The organism is Acidovorax sp. Q11 (genome assembly GCF_054950075.1).
Genome location: NZ_JBUDZG010000009.1, coordinates 77,813 through 100,488 on the forward strand (window position 1 = coordinate 77,813; position 22,676 = coordinate 100,488).

At 66.5% G+C, this 22,676-nt stretch carries 18 protein-coding genes; 7 read left to right on the forward strand and 11 right to left on the reverse strand.

What is annotated here, in order from left to right:
* The first annotated feature begins 14 nt into the window (after window positions 1-14).
* Window positions 15-2,477: a UvrD-helicase domain-containing protein gene (locus tag ACYZGB_RS10060; protein ID WP_462388082.1), complete on the forward strand. Its 2,463-nt coding sequence runs from the start codon at window positions 15-17 to the stop codon at window positions 2,475-2,477.
* Window positions 2,478-3,023 (forward strand): P-loop nucleotide/nucleoside kinase family protein, encoded by a 546-nt coding sequence (locus tag ACYZGB_RS10065; protein WP_462388083.1) that lies wholly within the window; start codon window positions 2,478-2,480, stop codon window positions 3,021-3,023.
* A gap of 132 nt (window positions 3,024-3,155) precedes the next feature.
* On the opposite strand, the gene ACYZGB_RS10070 is transcribed toward ACYZGB_RS10065, so the two are convergent.
* From ACYZGB_RS10070 to ACYZGB_RS10085, 4 genes are read right to left on the reverse strand one after another with little or no spacing between them, the layout of a single operon-like run.
* On the reverse strand, window positions 3,156-4,292 hold the full coding sequence (locus tag ACYZGB_RS10070; RefSeq protein WP_462388084.1) for a DUF1513 domain-containing protein: 1,137 nt from the start codon (window positions 4,290-4,292) through the stop codon (window positions 3,156-3,158).
* On the reverse strand, window positions 4,282-5,373 hold the full coding sequence (locus tag ACYZGB_RS10075; protein WP_462388085.1) for an imelysin family protein: 1,092 nt from the start codon (window positions 5,371-5,373) through the stop codon (window positions 4,282-4,284). The genes ACYZGB_RS10070 and ACYZGB_RS10075 overlap by 11 nt, the downstream gene beginning before the upstream one ends.
* Entirely contained in the window at window positions 5,370-6,851 is a 1,482-nt protein-coding gene (locus ACYZGB_RS10080; protein WP_462388086.1) for a di-heme oxidoreductase family protein, read from the reverse strand. Before ACYZGB_RS10080 ends, ACYZGB_RS10075 begins: the two co-directional genes overlap by 4 nt.
* 2 nt (window positions 6,852-6,853) lie before the next feature.
* Window positions 6,854-8,068, reverse strand: a complete 1,215-nt coding sequence (locus tag ACYZGB_RS10085) for an imelysin family protein (RefSeq protein WP_462388087.1) — start codon at window positions 8,066-8,068, stop codon at window positions 6,854-6,856.
* Between the two features lie 325 nt (window positions 8,069-8,393).
* Here ACYZGB_RS10085 and ACYZGB_RS10090 point away from each other — a divergent pair, with 325 nt between their 5' ends.
* Complete coding sequence (locus ACYZGB_RS10090; protein ID WP_462388088.1) at window positions 8,394-10,610, forward strand: PhoX family protein; 2,217 nt, start codon at window positions 8,394-8,396, stop codon at window positions 10,608-10,610.
* A gap of 135 nt (window positions 10,611-10,745) precedes the next feature.
* Here the strand turns inward: ACYZGB_RS10090 and ACYZGB_RS10095 are convergent, their stop codons facing one another.
* The 4 genes from ACYZGB_RS10095 to ACYZGB_RS10110 form a co-directional block, all read right to left on the reverse strand.
* Complete coding sequence (locus ACYZGB_RS10095) at window positions 10,746-11,630, reverse strand: FecR family protein (protein ID WP_462388089.1); 885 nt, start codon at window positions 11,628-11,630, stop codon at window positions 10,746-10,748.
* A complete protein-coding gene (locus tag ACYZGB_RS10100) occupies window positions 11,584-12,432 on the reverse strand; it encodes a BPSS1780 family membrane protein (protein ID WP_462388090.1) in 849 nt (282 codons plus the stop codon). Before ACYZGB_RS10100 ends, ACYZGB_RS10095 begins: the two co-directional genes overlap by 47 nt.
* A gap of 177 nt (window positions 12,433-12,609) precedes the next feature.
* Complete coding sequence (locus tag ACYZGB_RS10105) at window positions 12,610-13,560, reverse strand: homoserine kinase (RefSeq protein WP_462388091.1); 951 nt, start codon at window positions 13,558-13,560, stop codon at window positions 12,610-12,612.
* Window positions 13,561-13,655: 95 nt separating this feature from the next.
* On the reverse strand, window positions 13,656-14,015 hold the full coding sequence (locus tag ACYZGB_RS10110; protein ID WP_462388092.1) for a hypothetical protein: 360 nt from the start codon (window positions 14,013-14,015) through the stop codon (window positions 13,656-13,658).
* A gap of 64 nt (window positions 14,016-14,079) precedes the next feature.
* Here ACYZGB_RS10110 and polA point away from each other — a divergent pair, with 64 nt between their 5' ends.
* The gene (gene polA / locus ACYZGB_RS10115) at window positions 14,080-16,878 is read left to right on the forward strand and encodes a DNA polymerase I (protein WP_462388093.1); all 2,799 of its coding nucleotides are present in this window, start codon (window positions 14,080-14,082) and stop codon (window positions 16,876-16,878) included.
* A gap of 10 nt (window positions 16,879-16,888) precedes the next feature.
* On the opposite strand, the gene ACYZGB_RS10120 is transcribed toward polA, so the two are convergent.
* A complete protein-coding gene (locus ACYZGB_RS10120; RefSeq protein WP_462388094.1) occupies window positions 16,889-17,239 on the reverse strand; it encodes an NIPSNAP family protein in 351 nt (116 codons plus the stop codon).
* Window positions 17,240-17,328: 89 nt separating this feature from the next.
* Window positions 17,329-18,129, reverse strand: a complete 801-nt coding sequence (locus tag ACYZGB_RS10125; protein WP_462388095.1) for an isocitrate lyase/PEP mutase family protein — start codon at window positions 18,127-18,129, stop codon at window positions 17,329-17,331.
* Window positions 18,130-18,538: 409 nt separating this feature from the next.
* Between ACYZGB_RS10125 and yghU the strand changes: the two genes are divergently transcribed.
* The 3 genes from yghU (at window position 18,539) to ACYZGB_RS10140 (ending at window position 21,127) form a co-directional block, all read left to right on the forward strand.
* Window positions 18,539-19,447 carry a glutathione-dependent disulfide-bond oxidoreductase gene (yghU, locus tag ACYZGB_RS10130; protein WP_462388096.1) on the forward strand — a complete coding sequence of 303 codons (909 nt, stop codon included), beginning with the start codon at window positions 18,539-18,541 and terminating at the stop codon, window positions 19,445-19,447.
* Between the two features lie 20 nt (window positions 19,448-19,467).
* Complete coding sequence (locus tag ACYZGB_RS10135) at window positions 19,468-20,100, forward strand: glutathione S-transferase family protein (RefSeq protein ID WP_462388097.1); 633 nt, start codon at window positions 19,468-19,470, stop codon at window positions 20,098-20,100.
* Between the two features lie 100 nt (window positions 20,101-20,200).
* Window positions 20,201-21,127, forward strand: a complete 927-nt coding sequence (locus tag ACYZGB_RS10140; RefSeq protein WP_462388098.1) for a LysR family transcriptional regulator — start codon at window positions 20,201-20,203, stop codon at window positions 21,125-21,127.
* A 24-nt stretch (window positions 21,128-21,151) separates the two neighbouring features.
* Here the strand turns inward: ACYZGB_RS10140 and ACYZGB_RS10145 are convergent, their stop codons facing one another.
* Window positions 21,152-22,366, reverse strand: coding sequence for a D-amino acid dehydrogenase (locus tag ACYZGB_RS10145; protein WP_462388099.1), 1,215 nt, complete (start codon window positions 22,364-22,366; stop codon window positions 21,152-21,154).
* Window positions 22,367-22,676: the final 310 nt, after the last annotated feature.

The following is a 22,676-nucleotide window of genomic DNA, read 5'->3' on the forward strand; positions in this document are numbered from 1 at the left end:
TCTACAATGGCCGGATGTTCCCACAAGACCTGTTTTCGGGTGCGCCGTCGCCTTCCCCCGCCGGTGCTGCCCCGGCCCCCGCTCTTTTGTCCCCCCTGCTGCAGAACCTGAACGACGAGCAATTGGCCGCCGTCACGCTGCCTGCAGGCCATGCGCTCATCCTGGCGGGCGCGGGCTCGGGCAAGACCCGCGTGCTCACCACCCGCATTGCCTGGCTGCTGCAAAACGGCCATGCCACGCCGGGCGGCATTCTGGCCGTGACGTTTACCAACAAGGCCGCCAAGGAGATGGTGGCCCGCCTGTCGGCCATGCTGCCGGTGAACGTGCGCGGCATGTGGATCGGCACTTTCCACGGCCTGTGCAACCGTCTGCTGCGCGCCCACCACAAGGCGGCGGGGCTGGCGCAGTCGTTCCAGATACTCGACACGCAAGACCAGCTTTCGGCCATCAAGCGCCTGTGCAAACAGCACAACGTGGACGATGAGCGCTTCCCGCCCAAGCAGCTCGCCTACTTCATCGCCAACTGCAAGGAAGAAGGCCTGCGCCCTGCCAACGTAGAAGCCCACGACAGCGATGCGCGCAAGAAGGTCGAGATCTACCAGCTCTACGAAGAACAATGCCAGCGCGAAGGCGTGGTGGACTTTGGCGAGCTGATGCTGCGCAGCTACGAACTGTTGCGCGACAACGACGCCATCCGCGAGCACTACCAGCGCCGCTTTGCGCACATTCTGGTGGACGAGTTCCAGGACACCAACAAGCTGCAGTACGCGTGGCTTAAGCAATTGGCGGGCAACGACGTGGGCGGGCGCTACGAGGCGCGTGGCAGCGTGATTGCCGTGGGCGACGACGACCAGAGCATCTACGCCTTCCGTGGTGCGCGCGTGGGCAACATGACCGACTTCGTGCGCGAGTTCGACGTGCAGCGCCAGATCAAGCTGGAACAGAACTACCGCAGCTTCAGCAACATCCTCGACTCGGCCAACCACCTCATCAGCCACAACAGCCGCCGTCTGGGCAAGAACCTGCGCACCACGCAGGGCGCGGGCGAGCCCGTGCGCGTGTACGAGGCCAGCTCCGACCTGGCCGAGGCGCAGTGGATGGTGGACGAGATCAAGCAGCTGGTGCGCAGCGACGGTTTTGAGCGCAAGGAGATTGCCGTGCTCTACCGCAGCAATGCGCAAAGCCGGGTGATCGAATCAGCGCTGTTCAACGCCAGCGTTCCCTACCGCGTGTACGGCGGCCTGCGCTTCTTCGAGCGCGCTGAAATCAAGCACGCACTGGCCTACCTGCGCCTGTTGGAGAACCCGCACGACGACACCAGCTTCACGCGGGTCGTCAACTTTCCACCGCGTGGCATTGGCGCGCGCAGCATCGAGGTGCTGCAGGACGCGGCCCGCGCTGCCGGTTGCTCGCTGCACGACGCGGTGAGCGCCGTGCCCGGCAAGGCGGGCGCCAATCTGGGCGCGTTTGTCGCCATGGTGGATGTGCTGCGCGAGCAGACCCAGGGCCTGAACCTGCGCGGCATCATCGAGCAGATGCTCGAATCCACGGGCCTGGTGGAGCACTTCCGCACGGAGAAGGAAGGCGCAGACCGCATCGAGAACTTGCAGGAACTGGTCAACGCGGCCGAGAGCTTTGTTACGCAAGAGGGATTTGGCCGCGATGCCGTGGCCCTGCCGCTGGACGAGCATGGCACACCGCTCACGCAAAGCGCCCAAAGCCCGGTCAGCCAGGGGTTGGACCCCAATGCGCCGGTGCTGGACGAACCACTGAAACCCGCCGTGCCCGGCATCGTGGATGCCGACACCGGCGAAACCCTCTCGCCCCTTGCCGCCTTCCTGACCCACGCGGCGCTGGAGGCGGGCGATAACCAGGCTCAGGCCGGGCAGGACGCGGTGCAGCTAATGACCGTGCATGCCAGCAAGGGCCTGGAGTTCGATGGCGTCTTTATCGGCGGCATGGAAGAGGGCCTGTTTCCGCACGAGAACTCCGCCAGCGACCGCGACGGCCTGGAGGAAGAACGCCGCCTGATGTACGTGGCAATCACCCGTGCCCGCAAGCGCTTGTACCTGAGCCATTCGCAAACGCGCATGCTGCACGGCCAGACGCGCTACAACATCAAGAGCCGGTTCTTTGACGAGTTGCCCGAGGCCGCGCTCAAGTGGATCACGCCAAAGCAACAGGGGTTTGGCTCGTATGCTCCTAATATGGGAGCATCAAACCCATATGCATCAGGCGGGAGAGGTAGTTTTGGCTTGAAGTCCGAGACCTTCGCCAGCCCCCCGGTGCCCGTGCAGAAGGCCGCGCCCTCGCACGGCTTGCGCGTGGGCATTGCCGTGTTCCACACCAAGTTTGGCGAAGGCAAGGTGCTGGCGATCGAGGGGCAGGGCGACGATGCGCGCGCCCAGGTCGGCTTTCCGCGCCACGGCACCAAGTGGCTGGCGCTGTCGGTGGCCAAGCTCACGGTGGTGGATTGAATGGGCGGGCCCCGCGCACCGGCCTTGGTGGTGCTGGGCGGTTTACCTGGCGTGGGCAAAAGCACCGTGGCCCACGCGCTGCTGGCGCAGTGGCAGGCGGTGTACCTGCGCATCGACACCATCGAACAGGCGCTGCGCGATTCCGGGGCTGAGGTCGGCACCGCAGGCTATCGGGTGGCCTATGCGCTGGCGCGCACCCAGTTGGCGCAGGGCCTGCCGGTGCTGGTGGACTGTGTGAATCCCTTGCCGGTGACGCGCGATGCCTGGCACAGCGTGGCCCGTGGCGTGCCGGTGCCTCGGTTGGATGTGGAAGTGGTCTGCTCGGACGCGGCAGAACACCGGCGCCGCGTCGAGACCCGCAGTAGTGACATCCCCGGGCTCGCGCCGCCGAGCTGGCAAGCCGTGCAGCAGCATGACTACCAGCCCTGGCCAGCATCGCAGACAGCGCGGTGCGTGGTGGATACCGCGCGCATGGCGCCAGAGCAGATTGCCACCGAGGTATTGGCCGCGTTGCGGCAGCGCCAGTTTGAACAGTCCGGCGAATGAGCCTGCGTAGGTCGGGTTGCATTGCGCCAACCCGACCTGCTGGGCGTTGCGCTGGATGGGTTTTTTGCTTCTCATTTGATAGCTAAAAGCGCTTGTCCATAGCGCGCAGAAGCCTGTTTTTTGCTTGAAATTTCAGCTCTGGAGCACCACCCAGTGGTTGTCCAGCCGCGCGCCTTGCAACCCCGCTCCATGTGGATGCGCCAGCGGTGCCACTGCCTGCGCGTTCTGCAGGCTGCTGGCCAGGCCGCCCGCCCACAGTGCGCCGCCGCGCACGGCCAGCGGGCATGCTTCGGGCAGCGGCACCAGGCCCTGCCAGTCGCCCTGCAAGGAGAACGTGGCGATGCCATGGGCGCGCGGGCAGCTGACGGCCCAGCCGGTGGGGGTGGCGGCCATGCTGCCGCCGTAGCCGCACAGGCTCTGGGCCACAGGTTCTAGCGCTGCCACCACGCGCAGCGCACTGCCGTCAAACAGGGCCAGCACGGGCGCGGCATTCTTGGCAGCGGCATCGTCGTGTTCTGCCTGCAGCGCGATGCCGAGCAGGGCGCCGTCGGGGCTCCAGGCCAGGTGGCGCAGGCTCAGGCGCGGGTCGGGCAGGCGCCACTGGCCGAGCAGGTGGCCCGTGTGGGCATCGAGCCGCACCAGGGACGAGTCCATCGCGGCGAGGTTGCGTTTAACGCGGCCGGTTTCGGGCGCGGTGGGCACGCCGCCGTTGGCGACGATGAGGGTGGGGGTGCCGCCATTGCGTCCCCGGGTGTCCCAGATCAGCTCGTGCGCGTCGATGCCGTGGGTGGGCCAAACGGCGGTGGTAGCGAGCGTGCGGGCGTCGCGCACCACGACCCAGCTCGCACCGGTCTCGGCATCGGTCTCGGTGGAGTACAGCCGCTGACCGTCGGCGCTGGCCAGCACATGGCCGTTGAAGGAGCGCTCGCCGTCCTGCCACAGCCACCGGGGCTCGCCGCCTGCGCCGGGCCGCCAGCGCACCAGCCAGTCGCCGGGGCGGCGTGCAGTGGCCAGCACCGACCCGTCGGGCAACACACACAGGCCGTGGGCGCGCGTGGGCACCTCCAGCGCAGCGTGAACCTGCAGCGCCTGCCCGGCGCCTTCGTGCGTGGACAGCAGACCGATGTGGAAACTGCCCTGGTGCTCCCACGCGGCGGCCAGGTGCACGCGGTCACCGGCGGTGGCGAAGGCCGCGCCGGGGGTGATCACGCAGGCGCCCAGGCCCGCGAGAGCGGCCAGGGCATGGCGGCGGTGCAGGTCAGTCGCCATCGGCGTCCGAAAAGCCAATGCTTACCTGCAGCGCGGGTGCCACTTCGGATTCGGCCAGGAACTTGAGTGCGGCCAGGTCGCGCGCGGCTTGCTGGATGGCCGCCTTGCTCTGCAAGCCGTTTTTTTGCACCTGGGCCATCGACGCATCGACCTTGTCGGTGGCCTGGCGCAGCTTGTCGGCCAGCGGGTTCAGGCCCTTGCCGCGCAGGTACATCTCCAGCGGCACCAGGGCCTCGCCAGCGGCGGGGGTGTCGGCGCGGGCGGGCAGGGTGGTCACGCTGCGCAGGCCGCCCCACGTCGCGGCCCAGGCCGCCAGCGTGGCGCCGCTGGCGGTGCGGGGGTAGTCCGGCGTGCGCGCGCCAGATCCCGATCCAGCCGCGCGCAGCGGCTTGTCCATCTGCGCCCAGCGCAGGCGTTCGATGCCGCCCACCCACTGGTTCACAAATTCGCTGATGGCCTGGGTGGAGCCTTCCTGTTCGTCCTCCGCCCCCCAGTCAGTCGCAGCGGCGTCGGCAAAGGCCTTGGCGAGCGCGGCCGATTCGCGCGCCACATCCTGGGCGACTTCGTGTGCGTAGCCGCAGGCGGGGCTGCTGGGCTGCACGGGGCGCGTCCACAGCAGCCATTCCAGCGCGGGCAGGCCCTTGGCGGGCGTGCCGATGCGCTCGAAGGCCTTGGCGCCCTGGGGCTGGGCGGCGATGGCTTTCTCGATCAGGGCAGGGCGCGTGGGCGTGAAATCGATGGCGCGCTGGCTGCGGCGGGCGATGACGGGGCCTACGGACACGGCAGCCAATTGCTCCCACGCGCGGGCCGTGGCCAGCCAGGCGGTGCGTGCGGATTCGAGCACCGCCCGGCCGTCTGCCGCCGGGGCCTGGCACAGCGCAGCCACGGCGGGCACCAGTGCACGTGCGCTCCGGTCGAAGTCCTGTGCCCGGGGCAGGGCCCAGTGCCCGTAGATGCCTTGCAGGGCGTGCACCGTGTCGTAGAAGGGCACGGCATTGCGCTGCCAGGCGGGGGGGGCTGTTTGCGCCGGGGCTGCCAGGGGCAGGACCAGCAGCAGCGCGGCAAGGGTTCTCATGGTCATAGTGACTCCACGAATTTCACCAGCGCATCCCGGTCGGCCTTCTTCATCTTGAGCACCTGGTCCTTGGCCGCTTCGGCCTCGCCGCCGTGCCATAGCACGGCTTCCAGTACACCGCGCGCACGGCCGTCGTGCAGCAGGCGGGTGTGGCCGTTCACGTCCTTGATCAGCCCCGTGCCCCACAGCGGCGGGGTCTTCCACTGGCGGCCATTGGCGCCGAAGTCGGGCCTGCCGTCGGCCAGGCGCTCGCCCATGTCGTGCAGCAGCAGGTCGGTGTAGGGCGCGATGCGCTGCCCGCTCAGCGCCTTGCTCGTCAGCTGGGGAAAGGGCCCTTCCTTGGTGACGTAGCTCGGGCGGTGGCAGGTGGCGCACTGGGCCTGGCTGAACAGCGCCTGGCCGCGCAGCACCTGCGCATCGTTGATGTTGCGGCGCGCGGGCGGGGCCAGCGTGGCCTGGTAGAAGATCACGTCGGCCAGGGTTTTGTCGTCGATCTCGACGCCGGGCTGACCCTGTTCCCCACCACTCTGGCCGCTGGGTGCTGCCTGGCAGTCCTTCTGCGCGGGCGTGCAGGCCTCTTGCGCAAAGTGGCGCGAGGTGATGCCCATGTCGCCCAGGAAGGCGCCGCCCGTCTGGTGCGCAATCGTGGCCACGTTGGCCTTCCAGCCAAAGCGCCCGGCCATCATGCGGCCTGATGGCGCATCCCACACCTGGTTGGGCACGCCCTTGATGGGGCCGGGGGCGGCGGCCTGGTCGGCTGCGTTGGCCAGGATGTCGGCCTCGGCAATGGCTTCGAGCAGGCCCACGCCAATGATCTGCGGCGCGATGCGCGGGCTCATCATCAGATCCTTGTGCAGGGAACCGTAGCCCAGGTCGGCAAAGCCGTACTGCGGCTTGAGCAGCGTGTAGGGCGTGCCGTCGGCGAACTTGCCTTTGATGGTGTCGTAGCGCAGGGTCACGCGGCCTTCGGGTTGGACGCCCTGGATGGCCGCGTTGTTGAACTGGTCGCCGTACACCGGGTCGTGCCTGGGTCCGCCGTGCGCGTCGGTGCCGGGGATGGACAGGCGCATCAGCAGGGCCACCGTGGGGTCCTTGGTCTCGCCCAGGCGGTTGAAGATGGCTGGCGGCTCGCCGCGCCCGTCTTGCACATGGCAGCCACCGCACGAGCGCGCGATGAAGTGCGGGCCCAGGCCGTCGCGGGCCTTGGTGGAGGCGGGCGCCTCGACCCAGTTGCGCCGGAAGAAGGAGTTGCCGATGACAAAGCGTGTGCGCTCCTCATCGCTGAGGTTGGCGGCCGGGAACGAGAAGGCATTGCGCCCGGTGGCGAACACCGTGGTCTCGCCACCGGTTTTTTCGCCCAGCGGGTCGGGCTGGGGTGCCGCAGTCAAGGCACCGAAGCCGAGGCTCCCCATGGCGATGATGCCGATGCTGGCTGCCGCCAGGCGCAGGGTGCGCTGGCGGCGAATGGCTGGCGAAAACTGCATGTTCAGGGCTGCACCAGCGTGAGTTTGGTGATGCCGATCGCGTTGGCTGCGGCCACCAGGTCCTTGCTTTGCTGGGTGAGGCTGTCGATGGTCTTCTGGATGCGCTGGCGGCCCGGCGCGTCCTTGCCGCCGATGATCTCGCGGTCGAACGGGGCCTGGATGCCTTCGGCGGCAGCCACCGAGGCCGCGATCTGCTGCGTGGTCTTGGCGGCCAGCGCCGCGTCCTTGGTGGCCACCAGGTCGCGCAGCGATGCGCCCTTGACCACGCTGCCGTCGGCACGTTTGTACTCGCCCAGCCACACGTTCTGGATGCCCTGGGCGTTGGTCACCGCGTCGCGGTGGGTGTTGTCGGAGAAGCACGAGTGCTCGTCCTCCTGGTCCTGGCTGTTGAGGGCCACCTCCAGCCGCTCGCCCGCCAGCTCGCCGCGCGAGAGCGAGCCCAGGCCCACGAGCATCTTGCGGATCGACTCGTTGCCGCCGCGCACGAACCTGGCGCGGTAGTTGTTCTTGGCATCGGGCGCCCAGGCCTTCACCAAGGATGTGAGGTCGTCGATGAGCAGGTCGGTCACCACGCTCAGGTACTGGCGGCGGCGGTCGGCGTTCGGGGCCTTGCCGTCCACGAAGTCTTCAAAGTTGCGGTTGCCTGGGCCTGTCTCGGACAGATCCTGGCCCCACAGGAAGAACTCGATGGCGTGCCAGCCGGTGGCAATGTTTTCCTCGCCGCCGCGCTCGTTCTGGGCCGCGAGGTTCTTCTTGGTGATGGCGAACTTGCGGTTGTTGACCAGGCCTGCGTTGGCCTTGCCCTGCACGCTGTCCACAAAGGATTCGTCCATGGGCCAGGCGTTGATGCGGCCTTCGGGGCCGTTGTCGTTGTCGATGGGGCCTCCGTAAAAGCGGAAGGCCTCGGTCTGGCCATAGAACTCGCGTGCGGCCAGCCACTTGGTGCGGGTGTCGGCCAGGGTCTCGGCCGAAGGCTTGGCGGTGAAGGCCAACACCGCCTCGCGCAACGCCTGGGCACTGGCCAGGGTGTCGGCGTAGTTGGCGTGCACCAGGGTGGCGTAGTGCGCCACCACCGCCTGGGATGTCACGGCTTGTGGGGCCTGGGCCTGGGGTGTTGCAGCGGGAGAGGTCTGTGCGGCGACGCCGGTGCTGTAGGCGAGGGTGGCGGCACACAGGGCCGCTACCAGGAGCGAGGTCTTCAGGGAGGGCGAGGTCATGCAGGGGTCTCCAAGGGTTCGCGCAGGCTGCCGCAAGTGCAGCCGGAGGCTGGGCGCGGCGCCGCGATGAAAGGGTGAGAACGGAGGGGCCGCACTGGCTGGTGGGGGCTGCGCACGGGTCTGTAGAAGACGAGTGGGCGCGGAGATTGGCTGGGCGGTCTGGGGCAGCGGGAATTATACAAATGATAGTGATTCGTATTTGTTTAATCCGCTAGATGCCGTCTGGGATCGCCTGTCACGAAACCGACGCAAAAGCTTCACGGCGGTGTCACCCTGTGTTTCTACGCTCCACAGGCTTTGTAACCAACAACCCCCGAGGAAACCCATGACCCACCGTGTGGATGCGCCAGAGCAGGCCATCGATTTCAACAACGAAAACGCCAACACCTCCGCCAACCCCACGTTCGACGCGGTGCTGGGGGCTCGTCTGTCGCGCCGTGGCCTGCTGCGTGGCAGCGTTGGCACCGTGGGCACGGCCGTGCTGGCTGGTTTTGGCGTGAGCGCTTGTGGTGGTGGCAGCGATGATGCCGTGCCTGCCGGCCCCAAGCTGCTGGGTTTTGGCGCCGTGCCCAAGAGCCTGGCCGATGTGGTGGCCGTGCCTGCAGGCTACACCGCCAGCGTGCTGTTCGCGCTGGGCGACCCCATCGCATCTGGCGTGGCCGCGTACAAGAATGATGGCACCGATGGCGACTTCGACAAGCGTGCGGGTGACCACCACGACGGCATGGAGTGGTTTGGCCTGGGCGCGGACGGCAAGCGCAACGACAACGCCACCGAGCGCGGTCTGCTGGCCATCAACCACGAAGCCACGACCGACGAGAAGCTGTCTTCGCACTTCCTGCACGCCAATGGCGGCACCACCACCTTGCCCCGCCCCGCTGCCGAAATCGACAAGGAAACTGCGGCCCACGGCATTGCAGTGATCGAAGTGACCAAGACGGCTGGCAAGTGGGCCTACGTACAGAACTCGGCGCTGAACTTCCGCCTCACGTCCCTCAGCCCCATCGAGATCTCTGGCCCCGCGCGCGGCAATGCGCAGCTGATCACCAAGTATTCGCCCACCGGCACCACCACGCGTGGCACGCTGAACAACTGCGGCACGGGCAAGACGCCCTGGGGCAGCTTCCTGACCGGCGAAGAGAACTGGTTTGGCTACTTCACCCGCGGCGCTGCCGACGATGCAGCGCGCGGCAACGACAAGAGCGTGACGGCACTCAAGCGCTATGGCCGTGCCCAGGGCGCTGCATCGCGCCACGGCTGGGAAAGCGGTGGCACCGCCGACCAGTACCAGCGCTGGAACAACAGCAAGACCGGCACCTCGGTCAACGGCAGCGACGACTACCGCAACGAGATGAACGGCATGGGCTACATCGTCGAAATCGACGCCTACGACAACGCCCGCATGGCCAAGAAGCGCACGGGCCTGGGCCGCTTCGCGCACGAGAGCGCTGCGTTTGGCAAGGTCGAAGCGGGCAAGCCCTTGAGCGTGTACATGGGCGACGACTCGCGCGGCGAATACATCTACAAGTTTGTGTCCACCGCGCTGTGGAACGCAGCCGACGCCAACGCCGCCGACCGCCTGGCCGTGGGTGACAAGTACCTGGACAGCGGCAAGCTCTATGTGGCCAAGTTCAACGCTGACGGCACGGGCAGCTGGATCGAGCTGTCGCTGGCCAACACCGCCATCAGTGGCTATGCCGCCTACAAGTTTGCCGACGAGGCCGACATCGCCATCAACACCCGCCTGGCGGCGGACGCTGTGGGCGCCACCAAGATGGACCGCCCCGAGTGGAACGCGGTGAACCCCGCCAACGGCGAGGTCTACTTCACGCTGACCAACAACAGCAACCGCAGCGTGAACCCGACGGGGAGTCAGTACCTGCCCGACGCGGCCAATCCACGTGCCTACACCGACATGAAGGGCACAACCGCACAGAACGGCAACCCCAACGGCCACATGGTGCGCCTGAAGGAAGGCGCATCCGTGTCGGCTTTCACCTGGGACGTGTACCTGTTCGGTGCCGAAGCCGGTGCCGACAAGACGATGGTCAATATCTCGTCGCTCACGGCCGACCAGGACTTCTCCAGCCCTGACGGCCTGGCCTTCAGCAAGGCCACCGGCATCTGCTGGATCCAGACCGATGACGGTGCCTACACCGATGTGACCAACTGCATGATGCTGGCCGCCGTGCCGGGCCAGGTGGGTGACGGCGGCAAGAAAACGCTGAGCTACACCAAGGCCGACGGCTCCAAGATGGACATCGTGACCCCCGTGGGCAAGGCCGCGACCGAGAGCACGCTCAAGCGCTTCCTGGTGGGTCCCAGCGGCAGCGAGATCACCGGTGTGGCTGAAACGCCCGATGGCAAGGCCATCTTTGTGAACATCCAGCACCCGGGTGAAACCACCGCGCTGGCCAACCTGGGCGACCCCGCCAAGTACACGAGCCAGTGGCCTTCCAACGCGGGTTACGGCGCAGGCAAGCGCCCCCGTTCGGCCACGATCGTGATCACCAAGAACGACGGCGGCACCATCGGGACCTGACGAGGCGGTGGGAGGGTTTCCTCCCACGGTTCATGGGCCGGCTCTTGAGCCGGCCTTTTTGTTTTTTGGGGCAGCTAATGCGCGCGGCCTTGCGGGGCTGGCGCTGAGAGCCGCAGCGGCAGATTGCCGCTGCGCTCAGTAGTCCGGGCCGTAAGGTGATGCGGGCCGGGGGCGGGGCGCGGGGGCCGGTGAGGGTGCCGCTGGAGCCGGTGCTGGTGGGGGCGGGGGTTCTGCGCCGCTGCCAGAACCGCCACCACTGCCAGTGTTGCCAGCGCTGCCCGGTGGGGCTGAATAGTCCATCTGCCCGCGCCCGTCTTTTACACCCTTGCGCCCGGCCACCTGCCAGGCCGTGCGTTGGTTCACCAGGCCCGCCAGAAACTCCAGCTCTTCGTCGGTGTGGTTGATGGCGCCCGCAGGCGTCAGCAGCCGGCCATTGCGGGGTGCGGGCTCGGCCCAGAAGGCCTGGTGGTAGGACGATTGGCTCACCAGGCTCTCGTTCCCTGCCGCCAGGTCCACTGTGCCGTAGCAGTTGCAGAAGTAGCCGCGCAGGGCCTGGTCCGGGAACACCTCGGCATAGACCCCGGTGCCCCGGATCCCGGCCGTGGCGGTGGGCAGCACGATCTGGCGGTCGGCGCCCTTGCCCCACACGCTGGCCACGGCGCCGCTCAGCACGCGCAGCACCTTGACGGCGGTGGGGGTGTCGCTCTCCAGCGCCACACGCGAGTTCTGGCGCACCATGAAGGCGCTGTCGCCCACGGTGAACACGGCGGTGGAGCCGGGGCCGGTCTCGATGCGGTCGTTGGCGGTGATGGTGTGCTGGGCCGTCAGCGGCTCGCCATTGCGGAGCACGTCACCGCGCAGCTCCACGATGTTGCTGCGGGCCTGCGCATGGGCGGCCGCCCAGCCGCCGGATGCGACCCAGAGCGCGGCGGCCTGCATCAGGCTGCGCCGCTGGAACCAGGCCAGCTCTTGTTCAGAGCGGCCCAGGAGTTGATGGGGGTGGTGGCGGTGGCTCGTCATGGGGCGCCTCGTGCACGGTGGCCGTGGATGGGGGGTCGAAGCAGTCACGGAAGGTGAACACCACCGACGTGAAGAACATGGCCGCCATCATCATGGCCGCCCCCACCATGATGCCACCGGCCGCTGCACCGGCAAGCCCCGCCACCGCCAGCAACGCAGAAACAATGCTGACCACCAGGACCCCCAGCAGGAACACCCCCAGCCAGCCCAGCCCGTAAACCACAAACGCGCCAAAGTTGCGCACGCAGGCCACGATGCTGAAGAACAGCGCCTTGACCGGCGGCACGCCGTGCCAGTGCACCAGCCCCGGCGCATGCCAGAACAGCAGCGACAGCGGCAAGTACAGCACCATGGACAGCCACATGGCGCTCTGGAAGGCGGGGTTTTCCGCCACCTCCTTGGTCAGCGGGGCGCCGCCCAGGTAGACCTGGGCAAACTGCCCGCCGTCGATCAGGGCCGACAGGCCCATTACGCCCAGGAAACCCACGGCATAGAGCGCACCCAGCACCAGCATGTCGCGCAACCGCTGGCGGCCGGTGCGAAACGCCACCAGCAGCACCGTGGGCATCGGAAACCGCCCCTGTGTGGCCTCGGCCGACGCCACCATCATGGCCAGCGTGGCCGATGGCAGCAGCGCCAGTGCGATGGCCGGGCCCACCAAGGGCACCATGGTGGCCAGCGACATGGAGGCCATGGTCATGAAGAACAGCGCCGCCAGCGCCATGGGCTGCCGCCAGAACGCCCGGATGCCAAGCTTGACCCAGGCCATGCCGGTGCGGGCGGGGACGATGTGGAGTTTCATTGAATGGGGTGCAGGAGGGGATGGGCCCGGTCACGCCGCCTTTGCCGTTGCGCTGGCTTGGAGCAGGGAGCTGCGGGCAATAGGTGGGAATTTACCCCAGCAGCCCATTCCGGCCACGGCGCAGGGATAGAGAGAGATGGGTGCAAAGACGCGCCCCATGCCTTGGGGCGGGTGGGATCAGGCGTGTACAGGGTGCGCCACGCGGTGGCGCAGCACGCGCTCAAAGTGCGTGGGGTCGTGCGGTGTGAGCATGGAGGCCTCGCGCGGAAGGTAAAAGTCCCACAGCCGCGAGATCCAGAACCGCAGTGCGCCCGCACGCAGCATCGCGGGCAGCAGCTCGCGTTCTGCAGCAGTCAATGGGCGCACAGCCTGGTAGGCATCCAGCATGCGCGTGGCGCGTTCGGCATCGTGTGCGCCGGTGGGCAGGTCAATGCACCAATCGTTCAGGCACACGGCCAGGTCGAACAGCCAGGTGTCCACGCCTGCAAAATAAAAGTCGAAGAAGCCGGTCAGCTCTTCGCCCTCGAACATCACGTTGTCGCGGAACAGGTCGGCATGCACAGGGCCGCAAGGCAGGGCGGCGTAGGCCGAGCCCGCCGCCACATGGTTCTGGTAGGCCAGCTCGGCGCGCAGCAGGGCCGATTGCGCCTCGCCAATGTGCGGCAGCACCACGGGCACGGTCTCGTTCCACCAGGGCAGGCCGCGCAGGTTGGGCTGGCGCCGCTCAAAGTCGCGCCCCGCCAGGTGCATGCGCGCCAGCATGGTGCCCACGGCCGCGCAGTGTGCGCCCTGGGGCGCCAGCTGGCTCTTGCCGCGCAGCTTGTTCACCACCGCAGCGGGCTTGCCACACACGGTGTGCAGGATGTCGCCGTTCTTGTCGGCGCGCGGGTCGGGCACGGGCACGCCACCGTGTGCCAGGTGCTTCATCAGGTACAGGTAGAACGGCAGCTGCTCGGCCGTGAGGCGCTCGAACAGCGTGAGCACGAACGCGCCCTGGTCGCTGGTGAGGAAGTAGTTGGTGTTCTCGATGCCCCCCTCAATGCCGCGCAGCTCTACCAGCTCACCCAGTTGCAAACGGCGCAGCAGCTCGCGCGCCTCGGTGTTGGAGACTTCGGTAAAAACAGCCATCGCTCGGAAGGTATCGAAAAAAGAAGAGGGGCGGGGAGTACGGAGAGCAGGGCGACACACCGCCGCCGCAGGCAGACGGCAAGGCCGCCGCAGGCTCAGAACTTCAGCACGTTCCAGACACGCGGGGCGGTGGTGGTTTCGGCGCCGCTGTTGCTGCCCGCACGGCTGCGGGCGCCATCGGGCGACTGCACTTCGTAGCCGGGCATGTTGCCGGTCTTGGGTTGTACGGAAATGGTCTGTGTCTGGCCACCCACACGCAGCTCATCGACGCGGCTGCCCGCGTCTTCCACCTGGATGCGCTCGGTGCGCTGGTTGGTGCGGCCCGCAGGCTGCTCTTGATTTGAGAGCGCTTCGCGCTTGTCAGTTGCGCCCGGAGGAGCATTTTGGCTTGTATTCTGGGCCAGGGCGGTGCCGCAGGCCATGCCCAGCAGCAAGAGAAGGTGAAGAGCGCGCATCGGGCGATTGTAGAGCGCTGCCCGGCAGGCGCCATGGCGCGGCCCAGCCGTGCACAATTGCCGCATGACTGACAAAAAGACCCTGGTGCTGGTGGACGGCTCCAGCTACCTCTACCGCGCCTTTCACGCCATGCCCGACCTGCGGGCCGTTCCTGGCGACATGACCAGTGCTGCCACAGGCGCCATTCGCGGCATGATCAATATGATGCAGGCGCTGCGCAAAGAGGCGCCTGCCGACTACGCCGTCTGCGTGTTCGACGCCTCGGGCCCCACCTTCCGCGACGCCCTGTACACCGAATACAAGGCCACGCGCTCGCCCATGCCCGACGACCTGCGCAGCCAGATCGAGCCCATCCACGAGGTGGTGGACCTGTTGGGCTGGAAGGTGGTGGCCGTGCCCGGCGTAGAGGCCGATGACGTGATCGCCACCTTGGCCAACGTGGCCGCAGCACAGGGCATTGAGGTCATTGTGTCGAGTGGCGATAAGGATTTGAGCCAACTGGTCAACGAGCACATCACCATCATCGACACCATGAGCGGAAAGCGCCGCGATGTGGCGGGCGTGACGGCAGAGTTCGGCGTGCCGCCTGCGCTGATGGTGGACTACCAGGCGTTGGTAGGCGACACCGTGGACAACGTGCCCGGCGTGACCAAGGTGGGCCCCAAGACGGCCGCGAAGTGGCTGGAAGAATATGGCTCGCTCGACAACCTGATTGCCAATGCCGACGCCATCAAGGGTGTGGCGGGCAACAACCTGCGTGAGGCCATTGCCAGCGGCCAGCTGGCATTGAGTCGTCAGCTGGTCACCATGAAGACCGACTGCGCGCTGGCCGACTACATCCCCGGCCTACCCGCGTTTGACGCTATTACGCTGGACGCGCCCGACAGCACTGGCTTGCTGCCGTTTTACGAAAAGTACGGCTTCAAGGGTCTGGCCAGCGCGATCAAGGGTGCCGCGGCCCCCGCCGCTACAGCCCCCACCGTCGCCATGCCCGGCCAAAGCGGTGATCTGTTTGCCGACCACTCTGCCAGCACCGTGGCAGAAGAGGCCCAGCACCGCACCGTGGTGTACGACACCATCCTCAACTGGGCCGACTTTGACCAGTGGCTGGAGCGCCTGCGCAAGGCTCCGCTGGCAGCGATCGACACCGAAACCGATTCCCTCGACGAAATGCGCGCGCAAATCGTGGGCATCTCTTTCAGCGTGCAGCCCGGCGAGGCCGCCTACATCCCCCTGCGCCACGAAGGCCCCGATGCACCTGTGCAGCTGCCCATCGATGAAGTGCTCGCCCGCCTCAAGCCCTGGCTGGAAGACGCCAAACGCCACAAGCTGGGCCAGCACATCAAGTACGACCGCCATGTGTTCGCCAACCACGGCATCGAGGTGCAGGGCTACGCGCACGACACCATGCTGCAAAGCTATGTGCTCGAAGTGCACAAGCCCCACAACCTGACCAGCCTGGCCGAGCGCCACACCGGCCGCAAAGGCATCAGCTACGAAGACCTGTGCGGCAAAGGCGCGCACCAGATCCCTTTTGCGCAGGTGCCGGTAGACAAGGCCGCCGCCTACTCGTGCGAAGACTCCGACCAGACCCTGGACGTGCACAACGCCCTGTGGCCCCTGCTGCAGGCGGATGACAAACTGCGCTTCATCTACGAACTGGAGATTGCGAGCAGTGAGGCCCTGTACCGCGTCGAACGCAACGGCGTGCTGATTGACGCGCCCACGCTGGCCGCACAAAGCCACGAGCTGGGCCAGCGCATCCTGCAGCTGGAAACCGAGGCGTACGAAATTGCTGGCCAGCCCTTCAACCTGAGCAGTCCCAAGCAACTGGGCGAAATCTTCTTCGACAAACTGGGCATGCCCGTGGTGAAGAAGACGGCCACTGGCGCCCGCAGCACCGACGAAGAAGTGCTGGAAAAGCTGGCCGAGGACTACCCCCTGCCCGCCAAGCTGCTGGAGCACCGGGGCCTCGTCAAGCTCAAGGGCACCTACACCGACAAGCTGGCCCAGCTGGCGTTGCCACGCACAGGCCGCGTGCACACGCACTACGCGCAGGCCGTGGCCGTGACTGGGCGCTTGTCCAGCAACGACCCCAACCTGCAGAACATCCCCATCCGTACTCCGGAAGGCCGCCGCGTGCGCGAGGCCTTCGTAGCGCCCGCAGGCCGGGTGATTGCCAGCGCCGACTACTCCCAGATCGAGCTGCGCATCATGGCCCACCTGAGCGGCGACCACTCGCTGCTGCACGCCTTCCACGCCGGGCTGGACGTGCACCGCGCCACCGCTGCCGAAGTGTTTGGGGTGGAGGTGGATCAGGTCACCAGCGAGCAACGCCGCTACGCCAAGGTCATCAACTTCGGCCTCATCTACGGCATGAGCAGCTTTGGCCTGGCCAAGAACCTGGGTATCGAAACCAAGGCCGCTGCCGCGTATATCGACAGGTACTTCCAGCGCTACCCCTGCGTGAAGCAGTACATGGATGACACCAAGGCCGCCGCCAAATCCATGGGCTATGTGGAGACCGTGTTTGGCCGTCGCCTGTACCTGCCCGAGATCAACTCCCCCAACGGCCCCCGCCGCGCCGGGGCCGAGCGCGCCGCCATCAACGCGCCCATGCAGGGCACGGCTGCCGATCTGATCAAGCTGGCGATGGTGGCCGTGCAAAAAGAGCTGGACGCGCACAAGCCCAGCATCCAAATGATCATGCAGGTGCACGACGAACTGGTGTTCGAGTTGCCCGATGGCGAGGTGGACTGGCTCAAGACCCACATCCCGCGCCTGATGGCGGACGTGGCGGCGCTGAAGGTGCCGTTATTGGCCGAGGTGGGGGTGGGGGCGAACTGGGACAAGGCGCACTGAGCCGCGTGGATCAGTCCCCCTGCTTACCGGTGTTGGAGGCCCGCAAATCCTCGACCCCAGCGGCAGAAAGCCAGACCAGGGTGCTCAGGGAGCTTTCGATTTTTGCCACGATCTCTTCACGCGGCCCGCTGCGCCACGCCTCGGATGCGTAGAACTGGTCCTGGCTTTGCTGCAGGTTGGCCCGATCCTGGTAGGCGCGGATGAGGAAGTAGCTGTTCTCTTCGTGTGCAGAAATACCGTATGCCACCACGTCGGTCCCCCACTGCCTCAGCAAGGGGACGGACTGCTCGCTCACAAGCTGGTGGAAGGCCTCTGCAGTGTGGGCCTTGAGTTGGTAGGAGCGGATTTCGACGAGTCGCATGGGGTGTCCTGAAGGCGGGTGAAAAAGGGACGGTGCAGATTGTGTGCGGCCCGGCGTTGGTGCATTGCCACAGCACATGGGGGCGTTCGCTATTGCGCGAAGAGAGCGTTGACGCTTGCGAATGGAAGCGCACGGCAGAAAATTCTCGCACCTTCGCCCGCCATGAACGCGGTGGTGTCTGCCTCCAGTTGCGCGTAGGCAGACAGGAACACCGCCGGGCCTGCACTGAGGCGGCGCATGCCTGCCCGCCCAAGCTTTTCTGTATCCGGCAGCCCTGGCAGAAGCATCAGGTTGAGCGGCAGTCGCGTTGCAGCAGCGATCTGTTCAGTGTCTGCTGTTTGCACCAAGCCTGGAACAAAAAGCCCGTCAGCGCCAGCGTTCGCATAGTCTTTGGCTCGCGCCTTGACCATTGCAATCGCCTCGGGCCCCTCCTGGGCGAGGGAGCGCAGGTAGACATCTGTGCGGGCGTTGATGAACAATTCCGCAGCGCCGGTCCGGGACCGGATGGCCTGAATCTTTTTGGCAAAGATTTCGCTGGGTGCAGTGCCATCTTCGATGTTGATGCCGACAGCCCCACATCGGCGGACTTCAGCAGCCAGCTCCGCCACCTCCTCAGGGCTGTCGCTGTACCCGTCTTCGATGTCTACGGTCAGCGGCACGGCCAGTGTCCGCACAATGCGGCGTATGGCAGACATGAGTTCGCCCACGGGAAGCGCGCCGCCATCCTGGTAGCCCAAGGCCCAGCAAAGGGCTGCACTGGACGTGGCGACTGCCTTGGCTCCCGCCCTCGCCTGAATGTGGGCGCTTGCCGCATCCCAGGCGTTGGGCAGGACAAGGACTTCATGCCGGTGATGAAGGTCTCGAAAGTGGGCGGCCAGGGGGTTGGGCATTGTGGGTTCCTGAAAGTTGGGGACTGCCGAGGCTAGGGTGAGCGGGCGGGTGTGTCTGGCCAGAACCGGACCTGTCCCTCAGGGGGCGGAACCCGCTGTCACGGCAGAGGCCACGCAGGCCCGGAAAAAAGAAAGTGCATTGCCAAACGCGTCTTCACCCGTGGCACATAAGTCATCTATCCCGACCTTCTTGACGATTGGGGCTCCGCGCGCCTGATCCCATCACCTGAACCTCACCCGACATTTGGCAATGGTGCGAAGAACGTGGCGCCCCGTTCGCTCGCATCAGCTGGCGCCATTGCAGGCGCTATTCGCCCCAGCCCAGCAGGCGGACAAACCGCGTCGCTAAACTCCTCATGCAACTGCTGGCGACTCCGCCACTTTTCATCCCATTTGCCTGGAGCTGTGCATGCCCGATTCCACTCCCTACACCCCCCCCGCCATCTGGCAATGGAACAAGGAAAACGGCGGCCAGTTCGCCGGCATCAACCGGCCAATTGCCGGGGCCACGCATGACAAGGAGCTACCTGTAGGCCGCCACCCGCTGCAGCTCTACTCGCTGGGCACGCCCAATGGCGTGAAAGTCACCGTCATGCTCGAAGAGCTGCTGGCGCTGGGCCACAGCGGGGCGGAGTACGACGCGTGGCTGATTCGCATCAACGAGGGCGAGCAGTTTGGTTGCGGTTTCGTTTCTGTGAACCCCAACTCCAAGATCCCGGCCCTGCTGGACCGCACCGACCCCGCCAACCCGGTGCGGGTGTTCGAGTCCGGCGCCATCCTGATGTACCTGGCTGAAAAGTTCGGTAGCGCCTTCTTGCCCAAAGACGGCGCTGCGCGCGCCGAATGCCTGTCATGGCTGTTCTGGCAGATGGGCAGTGCGCCGTTTGTGGGGGGAGGGTTTGGGCATTTTTATGCCTATGCGCCGGTCAAGATCGAGTACGCGATCGACCGCTATGCGATGGAGGCCAAGCGCCAGCTGGATGTGCTCAACCAGCGCCTGGCCGTGACCGAATACGTGGCGGGCGACGAGTACACGGTGGCCGACATCGCGATCTGGCCCTGGTATGGCTTGCTGGTGAAAGGGCAGGCCTACAACGCAGGCGAGTTTTTGCAGGTGCACGAATACACGCATGTGGTGCGCTGGGCCGAGCAAATTGCCAAGCGCCCGGCAGTGCAGCGGGGGCGCAAGGTGAACCGGGTGCAGGGCGACCCGGCCAGCCAGTTGCGTGAGCGGCATGACGCCAGCGACTTTGACACCAAGACGCAGGACAAGATCGAAGCGGCGGCGTTGGCTGCTTCAGTGTCACCCGCCCGGTGAGTGTTTTGCAAGGCGTCACCATGATCACTTTGTATGACTGCGCCACGGCGCCCAGCCCGCGCCGTGCGCGCATCCTGCTGGCAGAGAAGGGTGTGGTCCACGACACCGTGCAGGTGGACCTGCGCAATGGCGAGCAACTGGGCGTGGCGTATCGCCAGATCAACCCGCAGTGCACCGTGCCCGCGCTGTGCACCGAAGACGGTTTGCTGCTGGCCGACAACGCTGCGATCACGGCGTTTCTCGAAGCGCGCTACCCGCAGCCTGCGCTGCTGGGCGAAACGCCTGCAGAAAAGGCCGAGATTGCGAGCTGGAACTGGCGCATGGAGTTCGAGGGCCTGTTGGCCATTGCCGAGGCGCTGCGCAACAGCGCGCCCGCCATGGCCAACCGGGCGCTGCCCGGCGCAGTGGATTACCCACAGATCCCGGCGCTGGCGGAGCGCGGGCTGGTGCGTCTGGGGCAGTTTTTCAATCTGTTGAATGATCGATTGGCAGGCCGCGACTTCATTGCCACCGACCGCTTCAGCGTGGCCGACATCACGGCCGTGGTGGTCGTGGACTTTGCGCGTGTGGTCAAGTACAAGCCCGGTGAGCAGCATCCGCACCTGCTGCGCTGGCGCACTGCCATGGCGGCTCGGCCGTCGGTGTCGTTGTAGCAGTAGCGCTACTTCGGGCGCGGCCTGATCCACCAATTCTCCTTCGCAATGGGTGGATGCAAGGATTGCGCATCGGGCCTGTTCCTTGCATTGTTAGCCCATGCGCCTTCGCCATATAGAAGTTTTCAACGCCGTGATGCTCACCGGTAGCGTGAGCGCGGCGGCCCGCCTTATCAACGTCACGCAGCCTGCGGTCAGCCGCATCCTGGCGCATGCTGAATTGCAGCTGGGCTTTCCGTTGTTCCACCGGCTCAAGGGCAAGCTGGTGCCCACCACCGAGGCACAGACCCTGTACCCGCACATCGAGCGCTTGTTCACCCAGCTGGACGATGTGCAGCGCCTTGCCAACAGCTTGAAGGGGGACCAGCGCGAGGGCGAGTTGCACATCCTGAGCGTGCTGGCGCTGAGCTACGAAGTGCTGCCGCGCGCGCTGCGGTTCTTTCGGCAGAAGCACCCGGATGTGAAAGTCACCATCGATGCGCTGCACTCGCCCCAGATCGTCTCTGCCCTGGTGTTGCAGGAGGCGGATGTGGGCTTTGTGTTCAGCGCCATCGCCCACCCCGCGCTCACGCAGGAGCACCTGGCCGATGGCCGCATGGTGTGTGTGGCGCCCAAGGGCATGCTGGGTGCGGCGCTGGTGGATGCGGGCGTGGTGCACCTGGCCGATCTGGCGGATACACCGGTGGTGCGGCTGGATGTGCGCGACCCCATTGGCACGGTGGTCAGCCACGCCTGCCGCGAGGCCGGGGTGGGCCTGCAGACGGCGATCACGGTACAGACCTACCACGCCGCGCTGGCATTGGCGCACCACGGCCACGCGGTGGCGGTGGTGGACAGCTGCACGGCCGCATCGGCCGACCGCAGCAAGGTGGACGTGCTGGCGCTGGCGCCCCACATTGCCGTGCCCATCAAGTCGTTGCGCACCGTGAACCGGCCCAGTTCGCTGCTGGCCAGCGCCATGACGCAGTGCATGCGCCAGGCCGTGGGCGAGACCATGGCCTCGGTGGATTTGCCCGACGTGGAGTAGTGCGCGGGGCCGGGACTGTGGGGCTCAGGCAGGCGCCAGCAGTTCGGCAACTTGCGCGGCCGTGCCAAATGCCAGCGTGAAGCCCAGCGAACCATGGCCCGTGTTGAGCAGCAGGTTGTCGGGGCCACTGGCTTGCGGGCCCACCATAGGCAGGCCAGTGGGCGTGGCGGGGCGCATGCCGGTCCAGGGGCGCAGTTCTTCAAACTGGCTGCAGCCCGGGAACAGCGCGCGCGTGGCCTGGCACAGGCTTTCGATGCGTGCGGGTGGGATGCGTGCATCGTGCCCCACCAGCTCGGCCATGCCAGCCACACGCAGCCGCTGGCCGATGCGTGCAAAGACCACCTTGCGGGCGGCGTCGGTCACGTTGACGCGGGGCACGGTTGCGGACGCTTCGGTGGTGTCGATGGTGATGCTGTAGCCCTTGAGTGGATAGACCGGCAGGCGAAGCCCCAGCGTCCGGGCCACCGGGTGGCTGTGGCTGCCCAGGGCCAGCACAAACTGCTGGGCCTCTACCGCACCGGCGCTGGTCCGCACGGCGGCAATGCGCAGGCCCTGGCGCACAAAGCCCTGTACCCGGGTGCCCAGCAGAAAGCGCACGCCGCGTGCGGCGAGCACGGCCTGCAGGCCCTGGCACAGCTTGAGGCAATCAGCTGCGCATTCGCTGGGGGTGTAGATGGCGCCCGCGATCCGGTGCTGGTAGTGCTGCAGGGCGGGTTCGATCTCGGCACAGCGCGCCGCCGACACGGCCTGCTGCTGGCTGCCCCAGGCCCGCTGCAGCTCCATCTGCCGCTGGGCGGATGCCAGGCCTGCGGGCGTGTCGTACAGCACCAGCTTCCCGGTGCGGGAGAAGTCGCAATCGATGGATTCGGACTGCAGCATGGCCTCGAACCGGTGGCGGCTCAGCGCGGCCAGGGCCAGCAGGCGTTCGGTGCTGCGCTCGGAGGTGTGCCGGTTGCAGGCGCGCAAAAATGCAAGCCCCCAGTGCCATTGGTGGGTGTCCCATTGGGGGCGTAGCTTGAGCGGGGAGCTGGGCGACAGCAGCAGGCGGGGCAGCTGGCGCCAGATGCTGGCATCGGCCAGGGGCTGCACATAGCTGTAGCTGAGCTGGGCGCCGTTGCCGCCGCTGGCGCCGGTGCCGGGCTGGGCCTGATCGATGACGGTGACCTGCAAGCCGCGCTGCTGGAGTTCATACGCCGTGGCCAGGCCGACAATGCCTGCGCCCAATACACATACCTGCATCTTGTGGGGAATGGATGGTTGACTGATTGCAGACCAATGTAGAGCGCGGGCCGTGCTTTGAACAATGCCAAAGCCATGCCCGTCCATGCCGGTAAGTTATGTGCTGCTGCCCCATTCACCGTGGGCCTGCCCTTTGCATGGAGGCATGCCGCTGATGGTGCGCGCTGGCGCAATTTGGTGCAGCGTTGTGCACCGCAAAAGTGCCATAACTTTTCATCATGACGCACCCCCGCGAATGAATTGTTCAACGGCGCCGCGAGTTTTTACAGTGCCCCTGCGTTCTGATTTTTCCTCCACCCGCTTACCTGCT